Genomic DNA, 17,780 nt, shown 5'->3' with positions numbered 1-17,780 from the left:
TCTTAAACCGATAAAGGAATATCTGTACTGCTTGCTGTTCTAGCTTTATTAACCTTTTTTGTAAACCTATTAAATTCACTATAATATGTTCTCTAACGCAAGCCCTAAAGGCCCTGCGCCATGTACTCATTGTGCCTATTTGTTTCATTTGTTATATCTAGAAGTGAAAGTGTTAAAAGAGCATACGATGGAAATACACCGTTTTATTCTCAAAAAGGAAGAAGAGGAAACTATTTACCGTGATGCCAACTATGTATTGGATAGGGTAGGGATCAGTAAAAGTACCTTGCTGCGGTACCAGGGTCGGGGGATGATTACGGTAGCTAAAATAGTGAATAAAAAGAAGCTTTACCGTGATCTGGATGTAGAAAGGTTAAGGAAAATCTACTGGGGCGTAGGGGAGTAGTGCTGTACAGCTTATATATGTTCTAAAAAATTTTCCGCCTAATTGCAGGCTTGCCTAACAATCGAAAAAAATATTAAAAAATACTTGTCAAAGTGTAATATGTACACTATCTTTGTGTCATCATAATTTAGGTTTATAATTGGTTAGTAAAGGTCTTCAATCTCCCCGGTTGAAGATCTTTTTTTTGTGCTGTTTCAAGAGAGTAACTTTAGGTAAATACATACTGTTTGGATTTGCCAGTGCTCAAATAAAAATGCTAGACCGCCTACTACCTTGCTAATATTATTTCCTTAATGGGAAGATATAATCAAATAGCGAGAAAGGTTTAAGTTTTTAACCCAATCTTTTTTTCTATCCCCAAACGTTTCATCTTGGCAAATAGGGTTTTGTCTTTTATATTTAGTATGGTTGCGGCTCCTTTTATACCACTTACCCTCCAATCAGTATAATCAAGCACTTCTATAATATAGTCGCGTTGCAAATCATCAAAAGACTTGAATTCATTGGTAGCTGTTTTCATATTTGATTTTGGCATCCAGTTGCCAGGGTTTAAAGTTGTACCGTTTTCAATGATAACTGCCCGTTCAATTAAGTTTTCCAGCTCTCTAATGTTGCCGGGAAAATTATAATCCATTAAAATGGCAATAGTCTTTTTAGATAATCGTTTAAAACCTTTACCTGCTTTCGCAGAATATTTTTCTAAAAAAAATTGCGCCAACAATGGAATATCTTCTTTTCTGCCTCTTAATGGGATGTTGTAAATAGGAAAAACATTTAAACGATAATATAAATCTTCTCTAAACGTACCGTCTTTTATCATTTCTTCCAAGTGCCTGTTCGTTGCAGCTATAACCCGTACGTTTACTTTTATAGTTTTGGTACCACCAAGTGCATCAAATTCGCCTTCTTGTAACACGCGAAGTAATTTAGACTGCAGTTCGACAGGCATTTCGCCTATTTCATCAAGAAAAATAGTGCCTCCATCTGCCAATGAGAATTTTCCGGCTTTATCAGCTGTTGCACCGGTAAAAGCCCCTTTTTTATGTCCAAAAAGTTCACTTTCTATGAGTTCTTTTGGTAAAGTAGCACAATTTACTTTTATAAGAGTTCTGTCTTTTCTTGTGCTGTTAGAATGTATCGCACTTGCCAATAATTCTTTTCCTGTACCAGATTCGCCGGTTATAAGTACTGTAGTATCTGTATGTGCCACTTGATTGACCTGTTCTAAAACTTTCTCATAGGCTTTACTTGTACAGATAATTTTCTCAAAATTTATTTTTCTACTTATTTCTTCCTGTAAATACTCGTTTTCATTTTCTAAGCGTTCTTTTAGAGATTTTATTTCTTCCAAGGCTTCATAAAGTTTTAAATCTCTCAACTTCCTCATTGAAATATCCCGCACAACTGCGCAATTGTAATCTTCGTTGTTATAACGCAAATGGTTAGCACTTACCTCTATCGGGAATTTTGTACCGTCTTTTCTAATTGCTATTCGCTCAAATCGCAATAGCCCCTTTTCAATAATTTCATTAAAATGTTTAGACCACCACTCGGGGTTTAGCCCCATATCCAAATCATAAATAGTGAAAGCGTCTAATTGTTTTTGGCTAAAGCCTAATTTTTTGACCACTGATTTGCTATAGTGCACTAAATCTCCCTCTTTATTATAGACGTAAATTAAATCTTCTGCACTATCAATTATTTCTTTATAAAACTGTAGATCATTTTCTCTAACCTGTTGTTGGGTAATGTCTTGATAAACGCCAATTATTTTATAGACTTTACCACCTTTTAATAATGGTTTGGCAACGGTTCGAATAAATCGGGAATCCGTAGTCTCTAATATTTCATCATAAGAAGTGGCATTTCTCATTGCACCTCGTAAAAGATTTTTTATTCTTTCGGGATCCCTGAAGTAATGTATAATGTTAGCTGGTGCCAGATCTTCAAAATCTTCCACATTAAAGATTTTTAATGCTTCGGTGGTTGCAATTAAAGAGCCGTCTTGCAGGTTCCATTCCCATCCTCCTACATTTGCGATGGTTTGGGTGTAATCTATCAGCTGTTTATAAAAGCTGGATTGGGTGATATTATTTATAATGCCACAGATTAAATTATTTCCATTATTTGAGAAAAACTGAGCAAAAACATCAACTTCATAAAATTTTCCACTCTTGTTTTTATGAATTGCTATAAAATGATGCGATTTTTCTTTTTTTAAAAGTTCCCAGTGTCTCTTCCAGCTTTCTTTGGTAACGGTAGGATTAATATTTGTTATCGAGAGCTTCAAGAGTTCTGACTTTTTGTAACCTAGTGCGTTACAAAATTTTGTGTTGGCATAAACAAGGTTTCCCTGTTCATCAAACCATACTACCTCGTATGGTAAAGTTTCAACCAACCATTCTTTTACTTGATTTTTTGAAATTTCTGCATTCATATAGATAGGATATTTGAAGGATTAAAAATAATAAAATTTTCTAATATAATAGAATTTTCTAAAAAATAAGAAATATTTGTTTTAATAATTATTGTTTAATATGTTGAAAATCAATATGTTAAATTGTTGGCATAAAAATGGCCTATAAGAGTTGAATTTCAGATGAAAATAATTGATATCTGATACTAGCAACCGCCTCACTTCGCCCATGTTGGCAATAACAATTAGCTGGAAATTAAGAAACAAGAAATTAGGTTAGAATCACTTACCAAATAAAAATATAAAACGATGAATACAATACTTCATAAAGCAGATACGAGAGGAGATGCTAATCATGGGTGGTTACACTCAAAACATACATTCAGCTTTGCCAATTACTACAACCCGGAACGGATGAATTTTGGTGCATTACGCGTATTGAACGATGATAGAGTTTCCGGTAATATGGGATTTGGGACCCATCCACATAAAGATATGGAAATTATTTCCATACCACTTGAAGGAGATTTGAAACATAAAGACAATATGGGCAATGAAACAGTAATCAGATCTGGAGACATACAGGTAATGAGCGCTGGTACGGGAGTGATGCATTCCGAATACAACAACAACCCAGACAAAGAGGTTAAGTTTCTTCAAATATGGGTTATACCCAATCAAAAAAATGTAAGCCCGCGTTATGATCAAATTACTTTGAATGTAGCAGACCGGGAAAATAAGTTGCAACAAATAGTATCCCCAAATCCTAATGATGAAGGAGTGTGGGTTAACCAAGATGCGTGGTTCAATATAACGAACATTGAAAGTGGAAAAGAATTAAAATATCCTTTAAATGACCCTGAGAGAAATGGTGTTTATGTCTTTGTACTCAAAGGGGACGTAACTGTTAATGATCAGATTTTAAATAAAAGAGATGGCTTCGGGGTATGGGATACCAAGGAATTAACCATTAAGGCAGATTCTAATACAGAACTGCTTTTGATGGAAGTTCCAATGGATTGATGATTATTAAATAATAACTAAATATCTATAACCGTCAGAAATGATAAAAATTAAATTGAAAATGAAAAAAACAGTTTTATGTATTGCACTAGGTTTTTTATCCTTATTAGGGTTTGCTCAAAAACCTAGTCCAGAATTACTAAGCCCAACAAATCACGCATTAGTAATGATCGACCACGAAGGTCAAATGGCTTTTGCAACGAATAACGGGTCGATGGAAGTATTGCGAAATAACGTTGGAATAGTCGTTGGTGCGTCCAAAATCTTTAATGTAGCTACTGTAGTTACAACAGTGGCCGAAAAATCTTTTAGTGGACCTGTATTTCCAGAAATTTTGGAAGTATATCCTGATCAATCAAAATATATTGATCGTACAACAATGAACACTTGGGAAGATATAAATGCCCACAAGGCCATCACAGGTAAAAACAAAAAGAAAATTGTTATGTCGGGCTTATGGACAAGTGTTTGTATTGTTTTTCCAGTATTATCTGCTTTAGAGGAAGGTTATGATGTTTATGTGATTACCGATGCTTCAGGTGATATTTCGAAAGAAGTTCATGATCAAGCAATAACTCGTATGGTTCAAGCAGGTGCAAAACCTATCACTTCACTGCAATATATTTTAGAATTACAACGTGACTGGGCAAGACAAGAAACCTATAAGCCTGTAAATGATTTGCTTGTGAAATATGGTGGAGCGTATGGAATAGGTGTGCAATATGCTAGAGAGATGCTAAAACACTAACTACAACCAACAAAGGCAACCGGCAGTAATGAAGGTTGCCTTTAAATAACATTTATTATGAAGCAACTTATATTATTACTGCTCGTTTCGATTGCATTGGTGTCCTGTAAAAATAGGAATAAAGCAAATGAAGACTTTGCCGACTTAATTGTTACCAATGCTAAAATAGCAATTATGGATAGTAATAGAACCATTAAAGAGGCTATTGCTGTTAAAGATGGGGAAATTTTGGCTTCGGGGACTAACGAAGATATTTTAAAGCTTAAAAACGACAGCACAAAAATAATAGATGCCAAAGGCAAAACTTTGATACCCGGCTTAAACGACTCTCATTTACACTTAACCAGGGGCGCACGTTTTTATAATGCCGAATTACGTTGGGATGGGGTGACATCTTTGAAAATAGCGTTACAAATGCTAAAAGAGCAGGCGGCAAATACTCCAAAAGGACAATGGGTTAGGGTAATTGGCGGATGGAGCCCTTATCAGTTTGAAGAAAAACGCTTTCCAACACCTGAAGAAATTAATGAAGCCACAGGTGATGTCCCGACTTTTGTACTGTTTTTATACAGCAGAGGTTGGTTAAATACAGCTGGTTTAAAGGCGATGAATTTTGATGAAAATTCAAAAGCTCCAGAAGGAAGCAATTTTGAAAAAGGTGCTGATGGAAAGCTAACCGGAGTACTTTTGGCAGAACCTAGCCCCACCATTTTATACCAAACAATTGCTGGTTTGCCAACATTATCAGATGACGAAATGATAAACTCTACTAAGCAGTTTTACAGAGAGTTGAACAGGTTTGGAATTACCAGCGGTATCGATGCTGGTGGCGGAGGTCACAAATTTCCAGAAGATTTTAGCAGTACAAAAAAATTAGCCGATGCTGGTGAAATGCCAATTCGTCTATCTTACTATTTATTTCCACAAGATAAAGGTGCTGAATATGCCGAATTTGAAGAATGGATTGCAAACAATGAAGTGGGATACAACGGCGAAATACATTTAGAACACGGTTATGAACTCGAAGGTGGTGGTGAATTCCTAACTTGGAGCGCTGGTGATTTTGAAAACTTTTTGGCACCCCAGCCTATGTTGGAAGATAGACCAACTTGGAGACAAGATTTGAAAAAAATCATACGTCTTCACGTAGATAGTGGATGGCCTTTCAGAATACATGCCACATATGGCGAAACCATTGCCAATATGCTTGATGTCATCGAAGAAGTGAATAAGGAAACAAATGGAAAATTAGCTTCTAAAAGGTGGTTATTTGACCACGCTGAAACGGTTAAGGAAACTGAGTTAAAACGCATAAAGGCTTTAAATGGTGGAATAGCTATTCAAGCGCGTATGGCGTATGCAGGTGAGTATTTCGTAGAACGTTATGGTGCAGAAAAAGCTAAACAAGCACCGCCAGTTCGCAAAATGATCGACGCAGGACTCCCCTTAGGTGCGGGAACGGATGGTACCCGTGTAGCAAGTTACAATCCTTGGCCCGCGCTATATTGGTTGGTAACGGGTAAGACTGTTGGCGGTTTTCAATTGGCTGAACCATCCAACCGATTATCAAGAGAAGAAGCTTTGCACTTGTACACACAAGGAAGTGCCTGGATTTCTGACGAGGAAACCGTAAAAGGAACATTAGAAAATGGAATGTATGCTGACTTTGCGATCTTATCTGATGATTATTTTACCATCCCGGAGAAAGAGATCAACAATCTAAAATCAATTCTCACAGTAGTGGGAGGCAAAGTAGTATTTGCTTCAAGTGAATATGAAAAGATGAACCCAAAACTTCCTGGAGTAATACCTAATTGGTCACCCGTAAAATATTTCGGAGGTTATCAAAGTAAATAACTTGGTAATAACTTTTAACCAATAAAATAATCATGGCAGCAAAAACAACTTGGAATATTGACAAAGTACATTCCGAAATCAGCTTTAAAGTGAAGCATATGATGATTTCTACCGTAACTGGGTATTTTGAAGATTTTAATGCAACAGCTGAAACCAGCAATGATGATTTCGTTAATGCAGATTTTAGCTTCACCGCAAAAACGAGTTCTATCAACACAAAAAATGGTGATAGAGACGGACACTTAAAATCGGACGATTTTTTTAATGCAGAAAAGTACCCTGAATTATTATTTAAGTCTACATCTTTTGATGGAGAAACGTTAGTAGGAGATTTAACTATTAGAGATATTACTAAAGAAATTAAAATGTACGTTGATTTCAATGGTATCGTAGTAGACCCTTATGGCCAGACAAAAGCAGGATTCGAAGCTACTGGAACAATTAATAGAAAGGATTTTAATCTTACTTGGAGTGCTGTTACAGACGCAGGCAGTATTGTGGTTAGTGATACTGTAAAATTGATCGTAGACCTAGAATTCAATAAAGAATAAATGGTTTGATAGGTTAATATTTTTAATTCGGACTGGTAAGTGCTTTGCATCGTCTTTTTTGCAATAAGAAACGATTATATAAGCAGCCAAAATGAACCTGGTGCTTGAAAAACCTTTTTCAACTTTTAATATGATATGCGTCATAGGGTAAGACATAACTAAATTTAATAAAAACAGGAAAGCTGAAAACCAAATAAAATCGGCAAAAAAACAATGATAATTATGAGAAAACTAACGAGCCAGACCAATCAACTATCATTAATTGTGCTATTAATGGCATTAACTTTTACAATTCAAAGTTGCGAACACAAAGACAAAGAATCGACAAAGGAAGCTACAGATGAAGTAATTGTTGAAACTGAAAAACCTGAATACTTTTACCTTAGGCCCGAATTCGAAAAAGCTCAAGGATATACACACGCCGTGAAAGTAGGAGATATTATTAGAATTTCTGGAGCTGTAAGTATGGACGATAAAGGCAATGCAAAAAACATAGGAGATCTAGGACAACAGATGAGAAACTGCTATGCTGACTTAGAAAAAATATTAAATCATTATGGCTGTACGTTTGATGATGTGATCGTGGAAAATATTTTCACTACCAATATGCCAGCTTTTTTGAAGAACGCAGCTTACCGTAATAAAATTTACACAAAACAATTTCCAACAGGAAATTGGGTTGGAGTTAAAGAACTAGTTATTCCAGACATTATGATAGAAATTGGACTGGAAGTATATAAGCCGGACTAAAAGTATGAACGCGGAACATCGTATAAAATTCACTACAGAATAAATAGTTTGGTGTATTAATATTTTACTTCGGGCTGGTAAGTGCCTTGTATTATCCTGAATTATATAATAGACCAAAAATGATAAAGCTAATTAACATGAAAATAAAAAATATATTGGTCGCTCAAACTACCAATAAAGAAGTCGCACTGCTCTTGTTCCGAATTTTTGTTGCGTTTTCAATTATGAGAACACATGGAATTCCTAAACTTATGGCATTTAAAGAAACAGAAGCACATATTCCAGACCCGCTGGGTTTCGGAACAACTTTTTCGGCATATTATGCTGTTTTCGCCAATGTTTTTTGTGCTATTTTGGTGGCCTTCGGTTTCGCGACAAGATTGGCTGCATTATTAATAATATCACTCACATTGAGTGGTTTGTTGCTCATTCATTTTAACGATCCTGCAAAAGTACAAGACGTACCACTTATCTATTCGATTGTGTTTGGATTTATAGCCTATGTAGGCGCTGGGAAATACAGTCTTGATAATAAAATTTTCAACCGGCAATTCCATTAGTCAAAAAGTGGTTATTGTAGATGAAATAAAAAAATAGGAGATGATATCATCAATACTATCTGGTGCTATATCAAATTTTAGTTATGAAATTTAAAATTTGTTTGCTGATTTTTATCGCTTTTCACGTTTCTGTCTATGGTCAAGAATTTAGCATTTTGCGCCAAAATGACGATTTGACAAAGTTAGATTCAATCGAAAATAAAAATAGGTATCAAAATCTAAAAGCAATCAATCTGTTTCAAAATACAACACTTTCGTTTGGGGGAAGCTGGCGATTTCAGGCAGAATCATTTATTAATGGTGAATTTGGCCGCAGTGGAAGCCAAGATAATATCTGGTACTTAAATAGATTTTTAGCTCACGCCCATTTAAAAGTAGGTGTAAATTTAGAGCTATTTACAGAACTGGGTAGCAGTTTGGTAACCAACAAAGAGGACATTAGTCCGGTGGATAAGAGCGAGCTTTATGTAAACCAGTTATTTGCCAAATATAAGCTTACATCAAATTGGGATATTGCCGTGGGTAGACAAAATATGCGATTGGGATCAGGACGTTTGATCGATATTCGAGAAGGTCCCAATGTGAGGCGCTTATTTGATTTTGCAGAAGTTAATTTCCAAAACGATAAAGTAAGTGTTAAAACCTTTTTTTCAGTACCAGTAATACCTTCATTTGAAGCGTTTAATAATACATATTTAGATTTTGACGAAACCCTTTCAGGTATTTACGCAACCACTGATTTTTCTAGAGTTTCCAGTTTGGATACTTATATTTTTTATCAGAAGCAAAATGGCACAATCTATACTAGTGGCCAGGAAAATGAGCGAAGAGCATCGGCTGGTTTAAGGCATTTTGGTAAATTCAAAAAACTGACCTATGACAATGAGTTGGTTTACCAATTTGGAACGTTTGGAAATCAGACTATTTCGGCTTGGACCATTTCTTTTAACTTACAAAGGGAAACAAATCTATTTGGGAGAAGTGTGAATTTAGGAGTTAAAACGGAAGCTATTAGTGGCGATAAAAATACAAGCGATAAGAAGTTAAATACGTTTGATGCGCTGTATCCTCGCGGTGCTTATTTTGGCAGGGTTGCAAGGTTTGGGCCATCAAATTTAATCGACGTTCATCCTTATATAAATACAATGTTCAACAAGTGGGAAGTGGCATTTGATTATGCTGCTTTTTGGCGTTATTCGTTACAAGATGGAGTCTATGGTGCGGCAATGACTTTGGATTATCCAAATGTAAATAACAAAAGATTTATTGCGCATCAAATGGGTACAATTATCGGTTACCAACCCAATAAGTTTGTTTCTCTTGAACTTGAATCTAATGTAATTTTGCCTGGAAGCTTTCTCAAAAAGAGTGATAAACGCAACACATTATATCATTTTGTGTTGACTTCTGAAATAAAATTTTAAAAAAAACCATGGAAATACTATTAAAAGAAGCGATACCAAAGGCTGTGCGATGGCACGAAAGAATCATAACCGGGTTGGAATGATGACATATTCCATCTCAGGGGCAGAATTGATTATCATAGACCACACAGAAGTTGAGCCAGCGTTAATGGTAAAGGTGTAGGAAAAAAAATGCTCTACAAGATCGTTGAAATGGCCAGAGAGAAAAGCATAAAAATTATACCCTTGTGTCCGTATGCGGCAAAGATGTTCAAAACACTAGATGATATTAAGGACGTATTGAAATAATAAAACTCGGGATTATGGAAACTATCAAAAAATATAGAAAAGACAATTTAAAAGTAATATGGGACCCAAAAAAATGTATTCACGCAGGTATATGCGTAAAAACGTTACCAAAGGTCTATGACCCTAAAGCTACGCCATGGATTACGCCAGAAAATGCTTCAGTAGAAGATTTAAAGAGTCAAATTAATGCTTGTCCATCAGGTGCATTGAGTTACCAAGAATCTTAAACCAAACCTTGTTTAGTACCAAATGCTTATAAACATCTGTGCCATCTTGGCATCGCTACTGCTGTTATTGTTGTTTTTAAAGCGTTTAAAATAAGATAGTTGTGTTTGTTTTCTCCAACAGAATAAATAAAATGCTTCTTATTAATTAAATAGATTAAACTTCATTATTGAACAATACAAAAATATAGATGGCTCATTTACCCGAACTGATACAAGATATGGCGCTGATCCTCCTGGTAGGTGCATTGGTTACCATTCTTTTTAAACGAATTAAGCAGCCCCTGGTTCTGGGTTATATCATTGCCGGCTTTCTGGTTGGGCCACATTTCAGTTACCTGCCCACCATCGCTGATCACGAAAACGTAGAGACTTTTGCAGAGATTGGTGTCATCATGCTGCTGTTCAGCTTAGGTCTAGAATTCAGTTTTAAAAAGCTGGTGAAAGTAGGTGGCCCGGCATCCATTACGGCAGTTACCGAAATTATATTTGTAGGTTTGGGCGGCTATCTTACCGGCTATTTGCTGGGTTGGAGTCAGATGGACAGTCTCTTCCTTGCGGGTATGTTGGCAAGCTCTTCCACCACCATTATTCTGCGGGCTTTTGATGAACTGGGTTTAAAACCCAAACAGTTTGCCAAGGTAGTTTTCGGTGTACTGGTGGTAGAAGATATTATTGTCATCCTGCTGATGGTATTGCTATCTACCGTTGCCGTAACACAGACCTTTCACGGCTCAGAAATCCTTTTCACCGTACTTAAACTGGGTTTCTTTCTGGTGTTATGGTTTTTAGTAGGTATCTATTTGCTCCCGGTATTTATAAAAAAGACCAAAAAATGGATGGACGAAGAAACGGTGCTCATTCTTGCAATAGGACTTTGTTTCGGCATGGTGCTGTTGGCTACGCAGGTGGGATTTTCTGCCGAATTAGGTGCTTTTGTAATGGGCTCTTTAATAGCAGAAACTGTACTGGCAGAAAAGATCGAACACCTTACACAACCGATCAAACAATTTTTCGGTACCATATTCTTTGTCTCCGTGGGTATGATGATCGATCCACAGGCAATGTACAGGTATGCAGGTCCCATATTGGCCATTACCTTACTCACCATCGTAGGGAAATTTTTCTTTAGTGGGTTAGGAGCCCTGATTTCCGGACAACCTTTAAAACAAGCTGTACAGATAGGTTCCAGTATGGCCCAGATTGGTGAGTTTGCGTTTATCGTTGCCGCTTTGGGCCTGTCTTTAGGCGTCATCTCCGAATTTCTGTTTCCTATTGCCGTAGGCGTATCGGCAATCACGACATTTACCACACCCTATCTAATTAAATTTTCAGAACCTCTATACAGCAGGATTGTAAACATACTTCCGGCAAAATGGGTAGCCCGATTAGATGTCTATACTTCCGAAACACAGAAAAATAAAGACAATCCGCTCTGGAAAAAAATGCTGCAGGAATATAACAGCATCCTCATCACCAATAGCATTATACTCGTTGCCATTGCGCTGCTATTCAAATATACATTCATTCCGTTTTTGAATACGCAAATAGAAAGTGTGCTCTGGCGAAATGTGGTGTTGATAAGCGCAGCGACCTTGCTGGCATCCCCTTTCCTATGGGCCATCCTGATCAAAAAAGTTAAATTAAAAGAAGGCAATGACGCTACCAATTCGTATTACTTGAACTATTCGGTCACGGGTATCTCCCTTCACGCCGTCCGGTATCTTCTGGGAATATTTCTTATAGGTTTCTTTATCGATCAGATCACTACCACCAAATACGCGCTGATGGTTGCTGTTCCGGTAATTGTAGCATTGCTCTGGTTGTTCTCAGACAAGGTTCAGCAGATTCACCAGCGAATAGAGCAACGGTTCATATCGAACCTGAACGAAAGGGAACGGCTTGCATACATTCAAAATAAAGGAAGTATAGAGCTACAACACAAAAATGAGGAAGCAAAGAAGCACTTCCAGGAATGGAATGCTTACGTAACAGAACTGGAAGCAGTCGACACCATTTTATTTGCAGGAATGACTTTGTACGAACTTAACTGGAAAGAGCAGTACGGGATACATATTGTGTATATACGCAGAAACGACAGAACCATTCATCTGCCAAACGGAAAACAGCGGATATTGCCCTCCGATAAAGTGGGCGTACTGGGGACTGACGAACAGATTTCCCGATTAAAAGTTGTGTTTGACCAAACAGTCCGGCAAGCGGACAATGAAGAAGACATAGACATTAATGATATCCAGCTTATTAAAGTACAGGTTACGGAAGCTAGCCCCTATTCTGGTAAAACGATAAAAACCTCCGGTATCCGAAAAGACCTTCGTAGTCAGGTGGTGGGTATTGAAAGAGCAGGAAACCGCATGCTCAACCCAGGTTCATCAGAAACCATCTTCGCCAATGATATTGTATGGCTCGTAGGTGATACACATAGAATAAAAGCCTGTTTAGAAAATCATCAAGAGAATTTTATAGAGGTATAACATACCTTTATCATATAGCTCTTTAACTTTTCTTTTTCTCTTTCTCTAAATCAACAATCATAGTTCCATCGATCTTTCCTTATTGTGGATAGGCTTACAGATATGCCGACATACTTACTAATAGTAGTTCCGGTCTTTATAAGCTACTTTAACCTTTTTGTTTTTTTAAATGGAGCATTTCCGTACCAGCTCCCAACCTTATTCGACATTCTTTCAGGTTTTTTTCAGATCCTGATCAGGTTTTCACCAGATAAATCTGGTCAGGATCTGGCCGGATCTGGTCAATATCTGGTAAACGGGCATATATGCCTCGAAGTTGATACGAATTTAATACAGATTTTATGCGCTAAGCGCGCAAACTTTCTTCTGCTTGGAAGCACCCAAGCAGCAAGGTGCTTCGGCTGGCTTGTTCCGTTGCAATCCGTGGCCGACATACCCGGCCGTAAAAGGAGCCACGCCCAGACATAGGCCCACGCTTCGTTTGTCTTTTACTCATATTCCGTAAGCTCCGCTCAAAAACAGATAAGGGCATGTCACCTGCCGATTGCTGCCTCCACAAGCTGATGCCACTTTGTGATTCGGAACGGTTCTGCTTACTCGCTATAGCGCTCCCTTCTGCTCGAATGCTGCCTTAGTCAGCGATCTCTAAGCCAATTTCGGCTAATACCACTTCACTTCTGCTTCAAGTTTCCAGATCATCCGCTTCACATCCGCTTCAAGCGTTCTCTGCTGCTAGTTTTCGGTGAATCAGCTGTTTATGTTTGTGCCATGAAGCAAGGAATACCGGTATAAATGATTGCGGATTGTATGGTTGAATTTTTAAATTTTAAACAAAATGGGAAGAATCAGAAATGGAGCCAACGGTGGCTTCAAAGGAAAAGCAGGAAGTGTTATCGGCAGTAGCTGGAAAAGCATAAACTACATCAAAGGGCTTTATAAGAAGCGTTCAAAACCGGCTTCTGAAGAGCAGCTGATGCAGCAGGCTAAGTTTTCGCTGATCACTGCCTTTCTTTTTCCAATCAAGGCGCTGTTGCGTATTGGCTATGGCCTGAAAAGGGCAAATACCAATACCGGGATGAACATGGCCCTGAAGGCCAATATCAACGAGGCCGTGGTGGGTACTTACCCCAATTATATGCTGGATTATAGCAAAATTAAGCTGAGTGCAGGCGGATTGTTTACGGCGGGCAGTGAAGCTATAAGTCGTACGGGTACCGAGCTGACGGTCACCTGGAATACCACGGTAAATGCTGTAAGTGGCAATACGGACGACTCGGTTTACCTTCTGGTATACCATCCGGCCTCAGAGCAGTTTCTGACAACGGATGTAGTTCCGCTGCGGAGCGATGGTGAGGCGGCCATCAATATCCCAGCACACATTACCTCAGGCGAGGGGCATGCATGGATATTCTATGCCGAGCGGAAAGCTAAGGAGGTGTCTAAAAGCATCTATTTAGGAACGGTATCATTTGATTAACATGGTAAAGCGGCGCTGGTACCGGCGCCGCTTGCCTTTAACGCATGTATATGTTACCAATATCAGAACGGAATGGAAGCAAAAAGGAGCGCGTAAACGGAAGGGTTATTTCCCAAACACGACTGGCTATAGCAGTACGTTATCTATCACCACTACGCAAAATCGTCGCCATGGGTTATGGAAAGCATAATAAAAAGCGTGCTTTTAATATGGCTGTGGCTAACTTGATGCGTTATGGCGTTAAGGGTGAGTACCCGGCGCTGGAGATAGACCCTGAAATGGTGCGCCTAACAAAGGGACTCCTTTGCGATCTGCGGAGAACTGAGCTGCTGCGTGTAGGGGATAAACTGAAGTTGACATTTGAAGCAAGCTTTGATGAATTTCACAGTTTTAGTGACGATGAGGTGATTGTTTGTGCTTATAATCCGGCTTTAGGTATTGCAGGCATTAATGAAGAAAAATGCCTGAGAACAGCCGGGAGGATGGAACTGCAATTGCCCGTACAGCTAGCAGATGCACCCGTAAATGTTTATCTCTTTACACAAGATCGCCATGGCAAGCGCTTTTCGAACAGCCAATACTTAGGATGTTTTGAGGTTTAATTGTTGGTTATTGGTACCAAGCTGTTCGTAGAAGAGATGTCTTATGTCTTACTACTTAAATCTTATGTCTAAAAAAATGATAAAACTATTAAGAATCGCCGAAGGCACAAATACTACCCTCGGTCAATTATACATAAACAATCTCTTCCAATGTTACATCTTAGAAGATAAAATAAGGAATGAAAAAATTCCTGGAGAAACAGCTATTCCGGCGGGAGAATATAAGCTCGGCCTAAATAAAACAGCCGGCATGAATGCGAAGTATCAAAGCAGGTATAGCCATATGCATCAAGGTATGGTAGAAATTAGAGGTATACCCAATTTTACATTGGTTTTCTTTCATATTGGGAACTATCATACGGATACAAGAGGTTGTTTGCTTACAGGTAGCTATTATCAATTGATAAACAATGATTATCGGGTATTGCATTCGGCTGATGCCTATAAAAGGGTTTATTTTTTGTTAGCACATGCTGCCGCCGCTGGGGCGAACCTAGTTGTAGAATAATTTCGTTTACTTTTTTTCCTGCAGCTGAAAAAAAGTAACAAAAAAAAGCCGCGGCTGCAAATTTCCTTTGAAAGTTTCTGCCTTTACTTAGCGGGTGCTACCCGGATATTTGAGGCCGATTTTTCGGATATGAACAGACTATCCTAAAGAGTTGTGAAGTGCAAGCTAGGTGTCGCGAGTCATTGATTTCGAAGCCTGAGACGTTTCGATTTCACTCCTTTACACTCAACATGACGGCAAAAAGGAAAGCTACGGCAAGTTAGAAAGACCGGCATCATGGAGTGAGCTTTATTAGGTCTTGTGTCTTGATACTTATGTCTTATGTCTAAAATTAAAATCATGAAATCAGAAATAACAGAAAGAATAAAATCACCCACACCGAAATTCTTTAAAAAAATAAGAACCATCGGTTTAACCTTGGGTGCAATTGGAGGTGCTCTATTAACGGCTCCAATTACTTTACCTGCAACGGTAATAAGCATAGCGGGCTATCTAGCCACGGCTGGTTTAGTAGCTTCGGCGATATCCAGTACTGCTGTAGATGACAGTAATTCATCTGCAAAATAATGTTTCGGGCTGCTCGCATCTGGGCAGCCTGCATGAAGCTTTACGTAAGTTTAGCTAATAATGGGCACAAGGTTACCCTATAGTTGAGCCTATCGAGACTGATTAGAACGGTACAAAAACGTACGTCCTTTCACTCAATTTATTTTCTCTTTGATACGATCGATTAACTGGTTAAACGTTGGATCGTCCGGACGAAATTGATTGAGCCTTTCTGCCCAACGTAAGGCGTCTTTCAACGCCGGATCGCCTTTGCTTAATACGATGTCAAACGTATTGCTGGCCTCGTAGAGGTAAACACAGATCTCGGCGGTATAGATTTTTTGTGCGAGAGCTTTGTCTTCGGTAGTAAGTTCAGCGCTATCGATTTCTCCGCTAAAATAGGGTTGCATGACTGCGGTATAACGTCGTTTGTCTTCTGCTTGTATGCTGTCTGTTGATATGTTCATAGTGCTGGCTACATAGGCATAACCTGCTTTTTTAGCTACTTCGGCGTCTTTTGCCTTTTGCGCATAGCGTAATTGGAATAGGCAAAGGTGTCCTTGTTGCTTGGGGCTCATCTGCTGTTTGAGGAGCTCCATCTGCTTAAAAATGATCGGTATGTCTTGTAGCCTGTCTTCCTCCAGCGCGAGCCTAAAAGCATCTGCTGATAAATTAAAGAGCACAGGTGCCAGTTTTTGTTGCCTTGCCTGGTCTACTGAAGGGTAGGCCTTTAGCAATAAATCAAAAGCAGTCCCTTTGGCGTGGTTGAGGTTGTTGCTAATGAAATCAATGTTGGCTGGTTTTTCGCGTTCGGTACTGGCCTGAGCGTTGAGATAGGCGTCGAACTCCAAACTGTTATCAAGGCCTAAATCTTTTTTCTGTAGGATATAGGTTTTTAGAAAATTTAAATCCCGATTGCCTGCTTGAAATTGCTTATCCAAATTGGCTAATACCTGCTCGCGGTTTTTTGCTACGGCCTCATGGGCTTGGGCTATGAAGGTTTCTGGCTCTTGGTAATCCAGTACACGCGCTAATAATACACCTTCTGGACTAAGATAAAGATAGGTGGGGTAAGCCCCTACTTCGTACTGCTTGGCGAGCTTTATACCCTCGCCCTTCTCGGCATCAAGCTTGTAATTGATAAACGCCTTATTATAGGTCGCGCCAACCGCTGGAAGCGGTAGCACCTCTTTGTCCATTCGTTTACAGGGAGGGCACCAATCGGTATAAACGTCCACAAAAATAGGCTTGTTCTGCTCCTTGGCCAACTGTAATAGCGCTTTCCATGACCCTTCAAAGAACTGTATACCATCTGCTGCATTGGAGATGAGGGGAGATAGTAATAAACCAATATAGAGGAGGGTACTTGCGAGGATGGTCTTCATTATTCAATAATTATCAGGTTTAAAAATAGATGCCTCAGTATCTAGCGCACTGATACGAATATAAGAAAAACCTATTAGTTGTCGCTTATTTTTGAATGCTGATACTAAATTTAATTCCATCTATTCAAACGATTTTTCTTATTTTTAGGTTTTACCAAGAATAGCTATGGCTGCCCAAAACCTGTATTTTGTTGCGATCATACCTCCGCAAAACATAAGAGAGGAAGTCACGGCCATTAAACGCGATTTTGCCGAACACTACAACAGCCATAAAGCGCTACGTGTAATACCGCATATTACGCTGAAAGCACCCTTTAAACTATACGCCTCAGCGCATACACAGTTGCTTAATTGGTTTGGCGAAATCCCTGCTGCTATTGATCCTTTCATGATTGAGCTGAATAATTTCGGTGCATTTGCCAATAAAGACAAGCCCGTGATTTTTATAAATCCGGTTGTAAATGATTATTTGATACAATTACAGTCGACCATTATTCATGACTTTGAGAAGCACTATCCC

The 17,780-nt window shown here is 38.6% G+C and carries 18 protein-coding genes and 1 pseudogene; 17 read left to right on the top strand and 2 right to left on the bottom strand.

Annotated features, from left to right (window positions below; genetic code table 11):
- The first annotated feature begins 85 nt into the window (after window positions 1–85).
- Window positions 86–406, top strand: a complete 321-nt coding sequence (locus tag BMY50_RS22510; protein WP_238383858.1) for a MerR family transcriptional regulator — start codon at window positions 86–88, stop codon at window positions 404–406.
- A gap of 325 nt (window positions 407–731) precedes the next feature.
- Here the strand turns inward: BMY50_RS22510 and BMY50_RS22505 are convergent, their stop codons facing one another.
- On the bottom strand, window positions 732–2,843 hold the full coding sequence (locus BMY50_RS22505) for a sigma 54-interacting transcriptional regulator (RefSeq protein WP_093329428.1): 2,112 nt from the start codon (window positions 2,841–2,843) through the stop codon (window positions 732–734).
- Window positions 2,844–3,131: 288 nt separating this feature from the next.
- On the opposite strand from BMY50_RS22505, the gene BMY50_RS22500 reads away from it, so the two are divergent.
- The 15 genes and pseudogenes from BMY50_RS22500 to BMY50_RS22430 all read left to right on the top strand — a co-directional run bounded on the left by BMY50_RS22500 (window position 3,132) and on the right by BMY50_RS22430 (window position 15,896).
- The gene (locus BMY50_RS22500) at window positions 3,132–3,845 is read left to right on the top strand and encodes a pirin family protein (RefSeq protein WP_093329426.1); all 714 of its coding nucleotides are present in this window, start codon (window positions 3,132–3,134) and stop codon (window positions 3,843–3,845) included.
- A gap of 61 nt (window positions 3,846–3,906) precedes the next feature.
- On the top strand, window positions 3,907–4,593 hold the full coding sequence (locus BMY50_RS22495) for a hydrolase (protein WP_093329961.1): 687 nt from the start codon (window positions 3,907–3,909) through the stop codon (window positions 4,591–4,593).
- A gap of 57 nt (window positions 4,594–4,650) precedes the next feature.
- Complete coding sequence (locus tag BMY50_RS22490) at window positions 4,651–6,450, top strand: amidohydrolase (RefSeq protein WP_093329424.1); 1,800 nt, start codon at window positions 4,651–4,653, stop codon at window positions 6,448–6,450.
- A 32-nt stretch (window positions 6,451–6,482) separates the two neighbouring features.
- Window positions 6,483–7,001: a YceI family protein gene (locus tag BMY50_RS22485; RefSeq protein ID WP_093329422.1), complete on the top strand. Its 519-nt coding sequence runs from the start codon at window positions 6,483–6,485 to the stop codon at window positions 6,999–7,001.
- 222 nt (window positions 7,002–7,223) lie between these two features.
- On the top strand, window positions 7,224–7,751 hold the full coding sequence (locus tag BMY50_RS22480; RefSeq protein ID WP_202907917.1) for a RidA family protein: 528 nt from the start codon (window positions 7,224–7,226) through the stop codon (window positions 7,749–7,751).
- A 137-nt stretch (window positions 7,752–7,888) separates the two neighbouring features.
- Window positions 7,889–8,311 (top strand): DoxX family protein, encoded by a 423-nt coding sequence (locus tag BMY50_RS22475; protein ID WP_162276653.1) that lies wholly within the window; start codon window positions 7,889–7,891, stop codon window positions 8,309–8,311.
- 83 nt (window positions 8,312–8,394) lie between these two features.
- Window positions 8,395–9,735 carry an alginate export family protein gene (locus BMY50_RS22470; RefSeq protein ID WP_093329416.1) on the top strand — a complete coding sequence of 447 codons (1,341 nt, stop codon included), beginning with the start codon at window positions 8,395–8,397 and terminating at the stop codon, window positions 9,733–9,735.
- 156 nt (window positions 9,736–9,891) lie between these two features.
- Window positions 9,892–10,023: pseudogene (locus tag BMY50_RS28755) on the top strand (GNAT family N-acetyltransferase); the annotation flags it as partial.
- 14 nt (window positions 10,024–10,037) lie between these two features.
- Window positions 10,038–10,250: a (4Fe-4S)-binding protein gene (locus tag BMY50_RS22460; RefSeq protein ID WP_093329414.1), complete on the top strand. Its 213-nt coding sequence runs from the start codon at window positions 10,038–10,040 to the stop codon at window positions 10,248–10,250.
- Window positions 10,251–10,438: 188 nt separating this feature from the next.
- Window positions 10,439–12,742 (top strand): cation:proton antiporter domain-containing protein, encoded by a 2,304-nt coding sequence (locus BMY50_RS22455; protein ID WP_093329411.1) that lies wholly within the window; start codon window positions 10,439–10,441, stop codon window positions 12,740–12,742.
- Between the two features lie 102 nt (window positions 12,743–12,844).
- Window positions 12,845–13,210, top strand: coding sequence for a hypothetical protein (locus BMY50_RS22450; RefSeq protein ID WP_093329409.1), 366 nt, complete (start codon window positions 12,845–12,847; stop codon window positions 13,208–13,210).
- A gap of 367 nt (window positions 13,211–13,577) precedes the next feature.
- A complete protein-coding gene (locus tag BMY50_RS22445; protein ID WP_093329407.1) occupies window positions 13,578–14,219 on the top strand; it encodes a DUF6266 family protein in 642 nt (213 codons plus the stop codon).
- Between the two features lie 50 nt (window positions 14,220–14,269).
- Window positions 14,270–14,821, top strand: a complete 552-nt coding sequence (locus BMY50_RS22440) for a DUF6266 family protein (protein ID WP_093329405.1) — start codon at window positions 14,270–14,272, stop codon at window positions 14,819–14,821.
- Between the two features lie 76 nt (window positions 14,822–14,897).
- Window positions 14,898–15,329: a DUF5675 family protein gene (locus BMY50_RS22435; protein WP_093329956.1), complete on the top strand. Its 432-nt coding sequence runs from the start codon at window positions 14,898–14,900 to the stop codon at window positions 15,327–15,329.
- Between the two features lie 339 nt (window positions 15,330–15,668).
- Window positions 15,669–15,896 carry a hypothetical protein gene (locus BMY50_RS22430; protein WP_093329953.1) on the top strand — a complete coding sequence of 76 codons (228 nt, stop codon included), beginning with the start codon at window positions 15,669–15,671 and terminating at the stop codon, window positions 15,894–15,896.
- Between the two features lie 134 nt (window positions 15,897–16,030).
- Here BMY50_RS22430 and BMY50_RS22425 read toward each other — a convergent pair whose 3' ends face one another.
- On the bottom strand, window positions 16,031–17,260 hold the full coding sequence (locus BMY50_RS22425; RefSeq protein WP_093329402.1) for a thioredoxin family protein: 1,230 nt from the start codon (window positions 17,258–17,260) through the stop codon (window positions 16,031–16,033).
- A 166-nt stretch (window positions 17,261–17,426) separates the two neighbouring features.
- Between BMY50_RS22425 and BMY50_RS22420 the strand changes: the two genes are divergently transcribed.
- Window positions 17,427–17,780, top strand: a 354-nt coding sequence (locus BMY50_RS22420; protein ID WP_202907915.1) for a 2'-5' RNA ligase family protein, incomplete at its 3' end; no start/stop codon positions are given.

Source organism: Olivibacter domesticus, assembly GCF_900109575.1.
In the GTDB taxonomy this organism is placed as follows: domain Bacteria; phylum Bacteroidota; class Bacteroidia; order Sphingobacteriales; family Sphingobacteriaceae; genus Olivibacter; species Olivibacter domesticus.
This window is presented reverse-complemented; position numbering and strand designations above follow the sequence as displayed.